This is a genomic window from Apibacter sp. B2912, assembly GCF_009827835.1.
Lineage (GTDB): Bacteria > Bacteroidota > Bacteroidia > Flavobacteriales > Weeksellaceae > Apibacter.
Genome location: NZ_WINV01000001.1, coordinates 211,657 through 226,109 on the forward strand (window position 1 = coordinate 211,657; position 14,453 = coordinate 226,109).

Sequence of the window (14,453 nt, forward strand, 5' to 3'; positions counted from 1 at the left end):
TATTTAACTTTAATATTTTTTTTTGATTTATTTATTTAACAACATAAAAATTATGTTTTTTTGAATATTTAATCCATTTACATTTTATTATCACTTATATAGCACATTTGCAATATTTTTTATATTTTTGTTTGGAAAAATATCAAAAATATGGGTACTGAATCGGATAACCTGCATAATGCAGAAGGAAATGAAAAAAAGGTTGAATCAACTCAAAATTTAGAATCAACATATAATAAAAATTCTTCTAAGGAAGATTCTATTGATGAGCTAAATTCTGAAAACAACAAGGAGGATCAATCCGTTGAAGAAACAACCATTCCTGAAAAAGATTATGAATCTTTTTCATTAGAAAAACTCATTGATGAGCTTAAATATCTTCACAATCATTATCCAGTTCAATTAATTGGAGAAAATATTAATTCCATAAGGGATATATTTTTAAAAAAATTTGATGAACATGAAACGGAACGAAAACAAAAGTTCCTTAATGAAGGTGGAGACGAGCTAAGTTATCAACCCGATCAATTCTTAAAAAACAAATTCAATTCAGCCTACCACGACTATAAAACAAAACTAAACTCATATTATAAAGAACAAGAACAAAACGAGCAAAATAATCTCAATAAAAGACTTCAGATAATTGAAGAATTAAAAGAGCTGTATACAACCCCTATGGAATCGATCAGTTCTTTTTTTAAAAAATTCAGAGATATAAAAGAAAGATGGCATAATGCAGGTAAGATACCTAAATCTAGAGCCGGTGATGTTTTCAGAACCTATTTTCATCATTTAGATAATACACATGAATTTATCAAATTAAATAAGGAACTTGAAGAATTGGACTATGCTCATAATTTGGAACAAAGAAGGGCTATTATTAGCAGAGCCGAAGAATTGACAACTGAGCCTAGTGTGCAAAAAGCATTAAATGAACTGCAATATTTGCACAAGCTATGGAAAGAACAAGCAGAACCTGTGGCGGAAGAGTTTAGAGAAAGTACTTGGCAAGAATTTAAAGCTATAACCCAAAAAATTCACGAACGCAAATCTGAATTATTTGAAAAAATTAAAGAAGAACAACAAGCGAATTTGGAGAAAAAACAAGCCATTATTTCTCAACTTGAAACTATAGCATCCGCTGAAAATCCCGATCATTCCTTCTGGCAAAATAATGTTAAGAAAATAGAAAATTTAAGAGAAGCTTTCTTTACTACAGGAAGAATTCCTAAAGAAACCAGTAGTGACACGTGGAGTAAATTTAAAAGTCTGCTTCATGAAATTAACAATAAGAAAAATACATTTTATAAAGATTTAAAAAAGATCCAACAAGAAAATCTTAAAAAGAAAAACGACCTATTGGAAATCGCTAAAGCTAATAAAGACAGCGAAGATTGGGAAGTTGCTTTAAATCTTTATAAAAAGATTCAGAATGAATGGAAAAATATTGGTCATGTTCCAAGAAAATATTCTGATAAACTTTGGGATGAATTCAGAGAAAATTGCAATTATTTCTTTAACCGATATAAATTAAGAAATAATAAAGTTAATGAAGAATGGATCGAAAATTTAAAAAGAAAGCAAGATCTTTTGGAAGAAATTTCCTCCATTTCTGCTATAGATAAAGAAGATGCTCTTGCTAAAATCAATGATTACAGTATTCAATGGAATTCTATAGGAAAAGTTCCCAGAGAGAATATGAACATCAATAAAGAATTTAATTCAGCTATTAAAAATCTTATTAAAAAATTCGATATTGACAAAAACATCATTGATGAAATTCAATTAAATATTAAAGTAGAAAATTATAAGCAATCTAAGGATGATAAAAAGCTGGATGAAGATCTACGAAAAATGAGAAAGCAAATTCAAGATTTGGGACATGAAATTGTTCAATTGGAGAATAATTTATCATACTTTTCAAATGCCAATCAAGACAATCCGCTTTTACAGAATACATTAAACAATATTGAATCCAAAAAAACTAAATTGGATGAATTAAAACAGACTTATTCAAAACTGGTTAATTTAAATTTGTCTGAAAGCGATTCAAATTATGAAGATGGTGAAGGTATTTCTGAAGAAACTGAGGAAGAATAATCTATTTCACCGCTTATAAAAAGAATTTATGGGTAATACTGTCGATGAAGTCTACATGCGGCGTTGTATAGATCTTGCTCAAAATGGTTTGGGAACCACTTATCCTAATCCTTTAGTAGGTTCTGTTATAGTTTACAACAATACAATAATTGGAGAAGGCTGGCATAGAAAATCCGGTGAAGCTCATGCTGAAATTAATGCCATTTCCTCGGTTAAAGATCAAAGTTTACTTAAAAAAAGTACCATTTATGTTTCCTTAGAGCCTTGCGCTCATTACGGAAAAACTCCTCCTTGCGCTTTAAAAATAAAGGATTTAAAGTTTAAAAAAGTGGTGATCGGTACTCAGGATCCAACGAGTAAAGTTAACGGTAAAGGAATTGAAATAATTCGCAATTCAGGTATAGAAGTAGTTACCGGTGTTATGGAAAAAGAATGTAAAAGATTAAATAAAAGATTTTTTACTTATCATTTGAAAAAACGACCGTATATTATTTTAAAATGGGCAGAAACTTTAAATAAGAAAATAGATAACGGCAGAGATAGAAACCATCCGTTCTGGATCAGCAATCCTTTTTCAATACAAAAAACTCATGTGTTAAGGAATGAAGAACAATCTATATTAGTCGGAAAAAATACTGTTTTAATAGACAATCCTAGTTTAACTACCCGATCTGTTTATGGTAATAACCCAATAAGATTACTCATCGATAAAAATTTAGAAATTCCCCTCAGTCATTCTATTTTCGATGACCAAGCTGAGACTTTTATCTTTACGGAAAAAAAATCTCAATCAACTACTCATTTAAACTATTTTCAATTAGATTTTAACAAGGATTTAGTTCCCCAAATTATAAATGTTTTATACGACAAAAATATTCAATCGGTAATCATCGAAGGCGGTAAACAAACCTTACAACATTTTATTGATAAAGGAATGTGGGACGAAGCAATGATCATCACGTCTCCAAATATATTAAAAAATGGCACTAGTGCTCCTATTCTTTTCGGAGATATTAGTTATCAAGAATTGGTGGGAGACAATCTTATTTCATATCTTAAAAATCCATCAACGTTATTTTAATCAATTATCTACAAATCAATATCTTAAATTTACATGGATGATAAATTTATTTATAAAACTGTTGATACTGAAATAACGGATGCTCTTTTAAAAATTAAAGGAAGTAAATTTTACGGGCTAATATTTAATGTCAATAATGAACAAGAAGTAAAGGATTATCTAAAATTTAGTGAAACACTATATCCCAATGCAACGCATTATTGTTATGCTTTTCGAATGGGCATTTCGGGAGAGCTATACAGAGCCAATGATGATGGAGAACCTTCGGGTACTGCCGGATTACCAATCTATAATCAATTGCTTTCTTCAGGACTAACCAATGTACTTTTAATTGTAGTACGATATTTTGGAGGAACTAAACTTGGAGTTGGGGGATTGATAAAAGCTTATAAAGAAAGTGCTCAATATACTATTGAATGTGCAAAAATCATTTCTAAGGAATTAAGTGAGAACTATGAGCTCTTATTTGATTATGCGTATCAATCTTCTATTATGACTCTTTTAAAAAAATTATCGATTGAAATGTTATCAAGCACTTTTTCCGATAAATGTTATCTTGTAGTTGAAGTTCCCATGAAAAATAAAGAATTATTTTTTGAAAAATTCGATTCTTATTTGGCTCAAAATTTTATTGCCATAAAAAAAATTTTATAGCTCACTTATCGTACTGAGCAACAAATTTTCTACCGATTTATTAATCCAAAATAACACTAATTTTCCTTCTTTAAAAGCCATAAAAAATCATCTTGTTTTTTAATTTCACAGACCTAAAATATACCTATTTCTTTAGAAAAATGATGGATATTAAAATAAATAATTTGTTCAACAACATTTCAATTCTATTTTTGTCTATTTGATGAATAAATTGTTTTTTACAACTATTGGCTCATATTCTGCAATCCCTTTATTGGCCTTATATAGATCGAATTTATACAATCCAAATTATTACTAATAATCAATATTTTTAAACTATTGTTTTTTATCCAATTTATCCTATCTTATTCTTATTTTTACGCTTTATTTAATCCAAGATAGAATATATATTTACTTACTAATAAATTTCTAAAAATACAACAGGTAATCCTCTTTTTTTTTCTAAAATAAATTAACAATTTTGTGATCTAAAAGGTGGGTAAAATTTTATCCTTTATTTTTTATACAAATTTAAAAAAATGTTAAATTCTGCGATTTCAATATGGGAAGCCTGTCTACAATATATCAAAGATAATATCTCTGAGAAATCCTATTTTACATGGTTCCAACCTATCAAGGCCGTAAAGCTTCAAGATAAAATATTAACCATACAGGTACCCAGTAAGTTTTACTATGAATATCTTGAAGAAAATTACATAAAGATAATAAAAAGTGCCTTAACCAAAAATTTGGGAAAAGATGCCAAATTGGTTTATTCCATTATGATGGAAAAAAACCAACAATCTGAAAATTCCTATACCGTTAACATTCCAAGTTCCCAAAAAGCACAAATAAAGGTTCAGGAAGTAGAAGCTCCCCTATTTATTGAAAGAGGAGTTAAAAATCCATTTATTATTCCCGGATTACAAAAATTAAAGATTGATAGTCAACTCAATACAAATTATACATTTGATAATTTTATTGAAGGAGATTCTAATCGTCTTGCCCGTTCTGCTGGAAAACAAATTGCTAAAAGACCCGGCGGTACTTCTTTTAATCCTTTATTTATTTATAGTAGTGTAGGTTTAGGAAAAACCCATTTAGCTCATGCTATCGGCTTAGAAGTTAAAAGAATTCAATCTGAAAAAACCGTCTTGTATGTTTCCATGGAAAAATTTTGTCAACAATTCCAGGAAGCTACTAAATCAAACAATAGAAATGATTTTATTCATTTTTATCAAATGATAGATGTGTTGATCGTCGATGATATTCATTTCATATCGGGTAAAAAAGGTACACAAGAAGTATTTTTCCATATTTTTAATCATTTACATCAAAACGGAAAACAGATTATATTAACCTCGGATAAATCGCCGGTAGACATTCAAGATGTTGAGCAACGATTAATCTCTCGATTCAAATGGGGACTTTCAACTGAAATACAATCCCCTGATTATACTACGAGGTTAGCAATTCTCCAACAAAAAATGGAATTTGATGGTATTGCGCTTTCTGATGAAGTTTTAGGATATATTGCTAAAAATATTAAAACCAATATTAGAGAACTGGAAGGATCTCTAAATTCCATAATTGCTCAGGCAACTTTCAATAAAAAGGAAATAACCTTAGATCTTGTTGAAAAAACACTATCTAATCTTATTACTAATTCCAAAAAAGATATTACCATAGATTATATTCAAAACTTGGTTTGCGATTATTTTAAAGTATCAATTGATGCTTTACAATCAAAAACCAGAAAAAGAGATATTGTTCAGGCGAGACAATTAGCTATGTATTTCGCTAAAAAATATACCAATGCCTCTCTTTCTTCTATTGGTATTCAAATTGGTAAAAGAGATCACGCAACCGTATTACATGCTTGTAAAACGGTTGACAACTTATTTGAAACAGATAAGTTATTCAAATCTTATGTTGACGATTTAAATAAAAAATTGACTTCTGATATATGAAAATATTAATGGTTTGTTTAGGTAATGTTTGTCGTTCCCCTATGGCAGAAGGAATTTTACGTTCAAAACTTCCTGATAGTTTTACTGTAGATAGTGCCGGGATAACCGATTATCACGTAAATGAAAAACCTGATAAACGTGCGATTCAGGTTTGTAAAAAAAACAATATTGATATTTCTCAGCTAAGAGGCAGAAAATTTATTACTTCTGATTTCGACGAGTTTGATGCCATATATGTTATGGATCATGCCAACTACAGCGATATAATCTTCAAAGCAAAAAAAGAAGCAGATAAGAAAAAGGTTAAACTAATTATGTCTGAATCTCCTACTGCTGTTAAACAAAGTGTTCCGGACCCTTATTACGGTGATATAGAAGATTTTGAAAATGTTTTCAACCTATTGAATGAAGCTTGTACTTGTATTGCTGAAAAACTTTCAAAGGATTAATGGATAAGTTATTTACCCATTAATCGCTTCTACTGCTTCAATTTCATTAGGTAACATTTGTTTTAAAAGTTCCTCAATTCCATTTTTTAAAGTAAATGTTGAGGATGGACAACCATTGCATGCGCCTTGTAAAAGCATTTTAGCTACCTTCGTTTCTTCATCGAAAGAAATAAGTTCTATATTACCTCCGTCTCCGGCAATTGCAGGTAACACATATTCATCCAAAATATTTTTAATTTTAATTTCAATTTCTGAAAATTCTCTTTCCGTATGATCTGTAGTTTTATAGGTGGAAAAATTTTTTATGTTGCTGATCTCTTTTTCTTCTCTTAAATATTCAGAAATAGTATACCTTAGTTCCATAGAGATATCTTCCCATTTATAATCATCGGCTTTAGTTATGGAAACGAAATTATCCGATATAAACACTTCTTTTACATAAGGAAAACTAAATAAATATTGTGCTAAAGGGACTTCTTTAGCTTCGCTCTCATTTTTTAATTCAATTATTCCTTCAACTAAAATTTTGTTGGTAACAAATTTCATCACAGAGGCATTAGGCGTCATTTCTACATACACAGATATGGGAGTATTACGCGGCTGTAAAACAACTGAAGGATTCGCCAGTAATTCGTCTTCAATTAGTTCTTTTACTTCATCTAAGACCATATCCCATTCTACCATATCATTTTTTTGAACAGCAATAAAATTTGCTGTAATAAAAATATGAGTAACAAATGGCAATTGAAGTAATTCTTGTGCTATAGGAATATCACCTGCTTTTTTTATATCCGATATTTCATAACTGCCTTCTACTAATGTTGAGGGGGCAACGAATTTAACTATATTCTTATTGGGAGTTTTTTCAATTTTTAATTTCATGTCATTTAGTTTAATTCTTCAAAATTACATAACTTGCTAGTATCTATAAATAGATTATTATAATATTATTTAAAAATATGGCGCTACTTAAAAAAGTATTAGATAAATTTCCCTCAATTGAAAATGATTGTTATTTATCAGAAACATGCGTAATCATCGGAGATGTGACTATAGGAAGCCAAAGTTCTGTTTGGTTTAATGCTGTAATCCGTGGTGATGTTAATTTTATAAAAATTGGCAGCAGAGTTAATATTCAAGACAATGCAGTCATTCATTGTACCTATATGAAACATCCTACCCTTATTGGAAATAACGTATCTATAGGTCATAATGCAATTGTCCATGGATGTTCCATTCACGATGATGTTCTGGTTGGTATGGGAGCTATAGTCATGGATGAGGTAACCGTAGAAAGTAATGCAATTATTGCTGCCGGAGCTGTAGTCACTCAAGGTACGTTTATATCACGTGGTGAAATTTGGGCAGGAATTCCGGCAAAAAAAATAGGTATGGTTTCAGAAGATTTAATGAAAAATAAAATATATCAAACGGCTTCCAATTATCTTAAATACAGCAAATGGTATAATAATGAAGATGATGATGATGACAATGGCATTTAAGGATTCGATGCAAGAAATTTATTAACTTGATTACACTTTTTTATTAATAATAAAGATTTAGATAAAGATAATTTTATTTTATGATTTATAATATTTTTTTAGTAGGATTAGGTGGATCTTTAGGTACAATCATTCGTTATCTATTAACACTTTATATCCAAAAATATTATGGAGGAATATTTCCTTTAGCTACCTTTCTTATAAATTGTAGCGGATGTATTGTCATCGGATTATTTTTGGGATTATCAGAACGATTTAATTTTATAAACAATGAAATAAAATTACTATTGGTAACCGGTTTTTGTGGAGGATATACTACTTTTTCAACTTTTTCAGCGGAAAATTTGCAATTATATCAAAATCATCAATTCTTCACTTTAGCTTTATATATAGGTATCAGCATCTTGGTAGGAATTTTGGGTGTTTGGATAGGAAATTTTATTTCTAAAATCTGATATACCAATAAATTTTAGAGTAAAAGTCGAACTATGATTGTTGTTTCTAAGAACGATAAGAATCGGATCTTTAAGCTTAAAATCTACTATTCAATTAAATTTTTCTGCTGAAAAAAGAAGGATAGAAAGAGTGTATAATGAATGAAAAATAAGTATAGGGTTTAATTTGAAAATTTATAAATGACTTCCTTCTCTTCGTTTTGAATTTGAAATTCAAGATATTTAAAGCTGTCTCTAGGAATTACCCTAATCCATCGTTTGTAATTTAGAAACCATTCATTACGTATGCTTTTGATGCCTTTAGTTAAATATGCTGCAACAAATGGATGTGTATGCAAATACAATTTGCCTTTATTTGAAACTATGGCATTTAAGATTTGTTGTTGAATTTTATCTACTAATACAATAGGAGATTCTACTTTTCCATTAATATTAGGATTTTCCTCTGTTGTATTCAACTGTTTTTGAGGACGTACTCTTTGTCTGGTGATTTGAACTATTCCAAATTTACTTGGAGGTAAGATTTTATGTTTTGCTTTATCATCTTTCATTACCTTTTTTAGATATTCATAAAGATCTTTTTTGTGTTGAGATGAAGTTAGATCAATAAAATCTATAACGATGATTCCTCCGATATCCCGTAAACGTAATTGACGAGCAATTTCTGCTGCAGCTAATTTGTTGATATGTAAGGCTGCATCTTCTTGGGATTTTTGATTGGCTGTAACGTTCCCTGAATTAACATCTATAACATGCATGGCTTCAGTATGTTCAATTATCAAATACGCGCCTTTCGATTGATAAATATTAACATGCTTACCAAACAATTGTTTTATTTGCTTATCTATATTGTAATATTCAAAGATGGGAATATGGGAATCGTAATATTTAACTAACTTAGATTTTTCGGGAGCAATAATATTAAGGTATTCTTTCATCTCTCCGGCCAATTCCTCATTATCACAAACGATACTAACAAAATCTTCATTTAAATTATCCCTAAGAATTGATGAAGCTTTATCTAACTCTCCCAAAATTTTGGCAGGTGCTTTGCTTTTTTTTATATTACGAAAGCACACATTGTTCCATTTATTTAAAAGATTAGTTAATTCCGATTGTAATTCTTGAGCGGATTTACCTTCTGCTACCGTTCTAATAATAAGTCCGAAACCATTAGGGCGTATTTGTTCTCCGATTTGTTTCAACCTGTCTTTTTCTTCAGCAGTAGATACATTTCTTGAAACTGATGTCTTGGATGCAAAAGGAATCAATACAAGATACCTTCCGGCTAAAGAAATTTCGGAAGATAATCGAGGACCTTTAGTTGAAATGGGCTCTTTGGTAATTTGTACGAGTATATCCTGATTAGGAGTTAGAACATCTTGTATAACTCCATCCTTGTTTATATCTTCTTCAAAAGGGAACGAAGTTAATTTGGGTGAATTTATTTTACCGGAAGATACTCCTTTACAATATTTTAATGAAGATTTAATTTGTGGACCTAAATCAAGATAATGTAAAAAAGCATCTTTTTCGTATCCGATGTTTACGAAACAAGCATTAAGACTTGGAGCAAGTTTTTTTACTTTGCCCATAATAATATCTCCAACCGTAAAATTATTTCCTATTTCTTCTTCATGAAGTTCTTGAATCCTACCTCCTTCTAATATTATAATTCTAACTTTTGAATGTTCGTATGATACTATTAATTCTTTACTCATCTTTTACATTAATTATCCACCCTTATACACATTCATTTTTGAACAAAAACATTCTTTACCTATTGTTTTTGAGTTTAAACTTTGGTAAAGAATGTACAAATATCTTAAGTAAAAAAACCTTAGTTTTATGTTAGAAGAAAATTATTTATTTTTCTTTTTATGACGGTTTAATCTTCTTCTTTTTTTACGTTTATGGGTCGCTACCTTATGACGTTTTCTTTTTTTTCCGCTTGGCATAGTGTTCTTTTATTTATTAATTATTACTAATTTTTGACTTTAACATTTGTTTTTACGTCTTCAACAAAAGACTTAGCTGGTTTAAAAGCAGGTACATTGTGAGCCGGAATCTTAATAGTTGTATTTTTAGAAATGTTTCTTCCTGTTTTAGCTGCTCTTTTTTTAATTAAAAAAGTTCCAAAACCTCTTAAATAAACATTATCACCCTTAGCCATAGCAGTTTTAATCTCATCCATAAAAACTTCCACGACTTTTTGAGTTTCAACTTTTTCAAGACCCAGTTTACTTGAAATCGAATTTACGATATCTGCTTTTGTCATACTTTTAATATTATATTATTATACTTCTAATTAAATTTTGAGTTTGCAAATATAATATTATTTTTGGAAAGTAAAACTTATAAACATTTAAAAGTGTGAATTTTATTAGTCTTTTACAGAAATGGTATAAAATCAATAAACGCTTACTGCCATGGAGGGAAACTCTTTCTCCTTATAACATTTGGATTTCGGAAATTATTTTTCAGCAAACTCGTATTAATCAAGGATATGAATATTATTTAAATTTTATTCAACGGTTTCCTAATGTTAAAGTTCTGGCAAATGCCGCCGAAGATGAAGTATTAAATTCCTGGCAGGGATTGGGGTATTATTCTAGAGCGCACAATTTACACTTTACCGCAAAATACATTGTAAATGAATTAAATGGTATTTTCCCTAATTCTTATCATGAAATAATTAAACTTAAAGGAATTGGAAAATATACTGCCGCTGCCATAGCTTCAATATCTTTTAATGAAAAAGTGCCTGCTCTGGACGGTAATGCATTTCGAGTATATTCCAGAGTTTTTGGCTCAGAAAAGGATATAAGTAAAAGTAGCACTTTTACCTACTTTTTTGATTTAATTAAACCTTTAATGCCGGAAAATCCGGGTGATTTCAATCAAGCGATCATGGATTTCGGTTCGATGGTCTGCACACCGTTACATCCAAAATGTGATCAATGTATTATTCAGGAGGAATGTTTGGCCTATACTAATAATTTACAAAACGTTCTTCCTATTAAATCTTCCTCGGTTAAAATTAAAGAAGAAAGTATACATTATGCCTATCTTTTTTGTAAAGACTTAACATTAATAAAAAAAAGAAATAACAATTCGATTTGGAAAGGGTTATATGAATTCCCCTTATTTGACCAAAATTTCAAGAATTACCAAATTATCCATAACCATCAGATCAAACATAAGCTTAGTCATAGATTGTTAACTATTACCATTTCAGAAATTGAAATTGATGAAAATGATTTTTATCAAGTCGCCTATAAAATAAATGCTATAATTTTGAATAAAAACAACTTAAAAAGCTACGCTTTTCCAAAACCCATGGAAAATTTTTTATTTTATAATTAAATTTTTTATTATTTTTGCTCATCAATGCGATCAATTTATATATAAAAATGAGTACATCTATTAATAAAGTAATTTTAGTTGGGAATTTAGGTACTGACGTAAAATCTTATAGGTTTAGTGATGGAAATATTGTTGTTAACTTTCCGGTTGCCACATCTGAAAGTTATATGAATAAAGAAACCGGAGAAAAAGTAGATGTAACTGATTGGCATAATATAACTGCAAGAAATAAACTGGCAGAACTTTGTGAAAAATTTTTGAAAAAAGGAAGTAAAGTTTACATTGAAGGAAAACTTAAAACCCGTAAATTTGATGATAACGGTATTACTAAACATATTACCGAAGTTATTGCAGATAATATTTTATTTTTATCCAACTTATTGGGTAAACAACCTGAAAATGAAGACATAATTCAGCATGATTTTTAAACTTCAAAAATACTTATAATAAAATTTCAATTTATATGGACGAGCCCGGGCCCACGAGTATTTCATTAATTTATATCCTCTTATTTTATAATTTTCTCTTCTCCTATTGTTTTAAGAGAAAAACTTTCTTTAAGTTATTTAGTAAAATTCTACAGGTATGTGCATTGACTGCTTTTGCATATACTATATTCCCTCAAAAATATTTTTATTACAAGATAAAATATTTATATAAAAAGTTTCTATTTATAGGTAATAGATGGGATAATATACGTATTGTATCTAAAAATTCGTTATATATATTATTTAATTAAATACTAAATTTATTTATTTAGATGGGTAAATCATTAAAAAAATTATATATTTTATATTTTATTATTCTATTTTCTTTGTTTTTACTTAGTTGTAAGAAAGAAGAATATTTACCTAAGCCAATCGGCCAGGTAAGATTAGAATACCCTGCACCCAATTACATACTTTTTAAAAAAGAAAAATGTCCTTTTGAATTTCAGTATTCGAACCTCACTAAAGTAGAGGATAAACACAAAAATTGTTGGTACAATTTTAGTTATCCATTCATGAAAGCAACTCTATATTTAACTTATTCTGAGGTAAACGGAAATTTAAATTCGCTATTAAAAGAAGCTCAGAGACTTGTATATGAACATACCATAAAAGCCAATTCTATAAAAACCAAATCATTTTCTTATCCGGAAAAAAAGGTATTTGGGAATCTTTATCGATTGGGAGGCGAATCTGCTTCAAATATTCAATTTTATGTAACAGACAGTATTAAACATTTCCTTTCAGGAAATTTATATTTTAAAGTTCAGCCTCGGCCTGATTCTTTACAACCTGCTGTTGAATATATTGAAAAAGATATTATTAAAATGATTGAAACAACTACCTGGGAATAAACTTAATTTTTTTATATTAAAATGTTAGAAATAGGAATTCTTTTATTATTAACTCTTTTAAATGCCTTTTTCGCTATATCTGAGATTGCCTTAGTATCTGTAAAGAGGCAAAAAATTGAAAACAAAGTTAAAAAAGGAAATAAAAAGGCTCAAATAGTACTCAATCTTTTAGAAAAACCGGAAGATTTTTTATCTTCTATTCAAGTGGGTATAACTTTGATCGGTATTGTATCGGGTGCTTATGGAGGCGCTACCTTAGTAAAATACGTTACTCCATTTTTTGAGCATTTCTCATTGACAGCAACCCATGCTAATGAACTGTCTTATATGGTAATTATAGCATTGATTACTTATGTTTCCATAGTTTTGGGAGAGTTGATTCCTAAGACTTTCGGCATGAGAAATCCTGAAAAAATAGCTTTGACTGTTGCTCCAATTATCAAAGTTTTTTCAATGGCTTTGTATCCATTTGTTAAAATCCTTTCATTTTCAACCCATATATTTAACAAGATATTTAAAATTTCAAATGTGGAAGGTGAAAAAATTTCTGAGGACGAACTAATTTATATGCTTAAGACAGCTAGTTTACAAGGGGTTTTAGAAAAAGAGGAAAGTGAATTGCATCAGAATGTTTTTGCTTTTTCAGAACAAAAAGCAAAAAGTTTAATGACATACCGCAAAAGAGTTGAATGGATTAATTTAAAAGATAGCTTCGAAGAAATTGAAAAGCAAATTAAAGACAGCAATTTTACCAAATTTCCCGTGTGTGACGGTAATTTAGATGAAGCTAATGCCTATTTGGCTATAAAAGAATTTTATGAAAATATAAATACACCAAATTTTGATATCAAATCCATTTTAAAAACTCCGATCTTCATTCATGAAAATATGCATTCTGTTGATATTTTACAGGAATTCCGTAAAAATAAACAGCATATGGGTTTTGTTGTAGATGAATATGGTACTTTTCAAGGTATTATCACTTTGCAAGACCTTATTGAAGGTATTGTAGGTGACATGCCTGAGAGCGATGAAGAGGAGACAGAAATTGTGCAACGTGAAGATGGTTCATATTTAGTTAACGGTAATATAGGAATTAGAGATTTAAATTCCTTTTTTGATGATACTATTATAGAATTAGACGATGATGAATATGTTACATTAGCCGGATTTATTATTTATCATATGGAGTATATTCCTGAAGTTGCCGAAAAATTCAATTATAACGGATTTTCATTTGAAATTGTAGATAAAGATGCAAATAGAATAGATAAAGTATTAATGGAAAAACTTAATTCTACGGAAGAAAACGAGGAGAGTTCCGCTGAAGATGAAATTACTGATTAATACTATTTTTTATGGTTTACTTTATTTATAGTTTACTCTTTATTGGATTTATTATTATTTCATTTATGCTTTATCGGTTTTTACTAAAAACTACCGATATAATGAAATATATGTTTTTCATAATTTTATACATAGTCGGTATATTACTATTTTTTCAGGCAGCAGAAATGATTATTATTTATTGGTATGATCCCATACCTGCTAAGTA

At 29.2% G+C, this 14,453-nt stretch carries 14 protein-coding genes; 11 read left to right on the plus strand and 3 right to left on the minus strand.

Annotated features, from left to right (window positions below; all coding sequences use genetic code 11):
* Positions 1-150: 150 nt before the first annotated feature.
* The 5 genes from GFV01_RS00870 to GFV01_RS00890 all read left to right on the plus strand — a co-directional run bounded on the left by GFV01_RS00870 (position 151) and on the right by GFV01_RS00890 (position 6,233).
* Entirely contained in the window at positions 151-2,100 is a 1,950-nt protein-coding gene (locus GFV01_RS00870; RefSeq protein ID WP_160557161.1) for a DUF349 domain-containing protein, read from the plus strand.
* Positions 2,101-2,128: 28 nt separating this feature from the next.
* On the plus strand, positions 2,129-3,181 hold the full coding sequence (ribD, locus tag GFV01_RS00875) for a bifunctional diaminohydroxyphosphoribosylaminopyrimidine deaminase/5-amino-6-(5-phosphoribosylamino)uracil reductase RibD (RefSeq protein WP_255448788.1): 1,053 nt from the start codon (positions 2,129-2,131) through the stop codon (positions 3,179-3,181).
* A 33-nt stretch (positions 3,182-3,214) separates the two neighbouring features.
* Positions 3,215-3,835 carry a YigZ family protein gene (locus GFV01_RS00880; RefSeq protein WP_160564153.1) on the plus strand — a complete coding sequence of 207 codons (621 nt, stop codon included), beginning with the start codon at positions 3,215-3,217 and terminating at the stop codon, positions 3,833-3,835.
* A 518-nt stretch (positions 3,836-4,353) separates the two neighbouring features.
* Entirely contained in the window at positions 4,354-5,784 is a 1,431-nt protein-coding gene (gene dnaA, locus GFV01_RS00885; RefSeq protein WP_105298016.1) for a chromosomal replication initiator protein DnaA, read from the plus strand.
* The gene (locus GFV01_RS00890; protein ID WP_255448927.1) at positions 5,781-6,233 is read left to right on the plus strand and encodes a low molecular weight protein-tyrosine-phosphatase; all 453 of its coding nucleotides are present in this window, start codon (positions 5,781-5,783) and stop codon (positions 6,231-6,233) included. Before dnaA ends, GFV01_RS00890 begins: the two co-directional genes overlap by 4 nt.
* Before the next feature lie 12 nt (positions 6,234-6,245).
* Here the strand turns inward: GFV01_RS00890 and GFV01_RS00895 are convergent, their stop codons facing one another.
* Entirely contained in the window at positions 6,246-7,115 is an 870-nt protein-coding gene (locus GFV01_RS00895) for a NifU family protein (protein ID WP_160564155.1), read from the minus strand.
* 77 nt (positions 7,116-7,192) lie between these two features.
* Here GFV01_RS00895 and GFV01_RS00900 point away from each other — a divergent pair, with 77 nt between their 5' ends.
* Both GFV01_RS00900 and crcB read left to right on the plus strand, forming a co-directional pair.
* Positions 7,193-7,735, plus strand: a complete 543-nt coding sequence (locus GFV01_RS00900) for a gamma carbonic anhydrase family protein (protein ID WP_160564157.1) — start codon at positions 7,193-7,195, stop codon at positions 7,733-7,735.
* An 80-nt stretch (positions 7,736-7,815) separates the two neighbouring features.
* Positions 7,816-8,190 (plus strand): fluoride efflux transporter CrcB, encoded by a 375-nt coding sequence (crcB, locus tag GFV01_RS00905; RefSeq protein ID WP_160557157.1) that lies wholly within the window; start codon positions 7,816-7,818, stop codon positions 8,188-8,190.
* 161 nt (positions 8,191-8,351) lie between these two features.
* Here the strand turns inward: crcB and GFV01_RS00910 are convergent, their stop codons facing one another.
* Positions 8,352-9,911 (minus strand): Rne/Rng family ribonuclease, encoded by a 1,560-nt coding sequence (locus tag GFV01_RS00910; RefSeq protein ID WP_160564159.1) that lies wholly within the window; start codon positions 9,909-9,911, stop codon positions 8,352-8,354.
* 263 nt (positions 9,912-10,174) lie between these two features.
* Positions 10,175-10,468, minus strand: a complete 294-nt coding sequence (locus GFV01_RS00915) for an HU family DNA-binding protein (protein WP_105298021.1) — start codon at positions 10,466-10,468, stop codon at positions 10,175-10,177.
* Positions 10,469-10,563: 95 nt separating this feature from the next.
* On the opposite strand from GFV01_RS00915, the gene mutY reads away from it, so the two are divergent.
* The 4 genes from mutY (at position 10,564) to GFV01_RS00935 (ending at position 14,245) form a co-directional block, all read left to right on the plus strand.
* Positions 10,564-11,556 carry an A/G-specific adenine glycosylase gene (gene mutY, locus GFV01_RS00920; RefSeq protein ID WP_160564160.1) on the plus strand — a complete coding sequence of 331 codons (993 nt, stop codon included), beginning with the start codon at positions 10,564-10,566 and terminating at the stop codon, positions 11,554-11,556.
* Positions 11,557-11,603: 47 nt separating this feature from the next.
* Positions 11,604-11,984 carry a single-stranded DNA-binding protein gene (locus GFV01_RS00925; RefSeq protein WP_105298023.1) on the plus strand — a complete coding sequence of 127 codons (381 nt, stop codon included), beginning with the start codon at positions 11,604-11,606 and terminating at the stop codon, positions 11,982-11,984.
* A gap of 332 nt (positions 11,985-12,316) precedes the next feature.
* Positions 12,317-12,898 carry a gliding motility lipoprotein GldD gene (gene gldD / locus GFV01_RS00930; protein WP_160564162.1) on the plus strand — a complete coding sequence of 194 codons (582 nt, stop codon included), beginning with the start codon at positions 12,317-12,319 and terminating at the stop codon, positions 12,896-12,898.
* A gap of 21 nt (positions 12,899-12,919) precedes the next feature.
* Entirely contained in the window at positions 12,920-14,245 is a 1,326-nt protein-coding gene (locus tag GFV01_RS00935) for a hemolysin family protein (RefSeq protein ID WP_160564163.1), read from the plus strand.
* The last annotated feature ends 208 nt before the right edge of the window (positions 14,246-14,453 follow it).

Excerpts from the sequence above, each read along its gene's own strand:
- GFV01_RS00870 (WP_160557161.1), top strand. The coding sequence starts at position 151 with ATGGGTACTGAATCGGATAACCTGCATAATGCAGAAGGAAATGAAAAA.
- ribD (WP_255448788.1), top strand. The coding sequence starts at position 2,129 with ATGGGTAATACTGTCGATGAAGTCTACATGCGGCGTTGTATAGATCTT.
- GFV01_RS00880 (WP_160564153.1), top strand. The coding sequence starts at position 3,215 with ATGGATGATAAATTTATTTATAAAACTGTTGATACTGAAATAACGGAT.
- dnaA (WP_105298016.1), top strand. The coding sequence starts at position 4,354 with ATGTTAAATTCTGCGATTTCAATATGGGAAGCCTGTCTACAATATATC.
- GFV01_RS00890 (WP_255448927.1), top strand. The coding sequence starts at position 5,781 with ATGAAAATATTAATGGTTTGTTTAGGTAATGTTTGTCGTTCCCCTATG.
- GFV01_RS00895 (WP_160564155.1), bottom strand. The coding sequence starts at position 7,115 with ATGAAATTAAAAATTGAAAAAACTCCCAATAAGAATATAGTTAAATTC.
- GFV01_RS00900 (WP_160564157.1), top strand. The coding sequence starts at position 7,193 with ATGGCGCTACTTAAAAAAGTATTAGATAAATTTCCCTCAATTGAAAAT.
- crcB (WP_160557157.1), top strand. The coding sequence starts at position 7,816 with ATGATTTATAATATTTTTTTAGTAGGATTAGGTGGATCTTTAGGTACA.
- GFV01_RS00910 (WP_160564159.1), bottom strand. The coding sequence starts at position 9,911 with ATGAGTAAAGAATTAATAGTATCATACGAACATTCAAAAGTTAGAATT.
- GFV01_RS00915 (WP_105298021.1), bottom strand. The coding sequence starts at position 10,468 with ATGACAAAAGCAGATATCGTAAATTCGATTTCAAGTAAACTGGGTCTT.
- GFV01_RS00925 (WP_105298023.1), top strand. The coding sequence starts at position 11,604 with ATGAGTACATCTATTAATAAAGTAATTTTAGTTGGGAATTTAGGTACT.
- gldD (WP_160564162.1), top strand. The coding sequence starts at position 12,317 with ATGGGTAAATCATTAAAAAAATTATATATTTTATATTTTATTATTCTA.
- GFV01_RS00935 (WP_160564163.1), top strand. The coding sequence starts at position 12,920 with ATGTTAGAAATAGGAATTCTTTTATTATTAACTCTTTTAAATGCCTTT.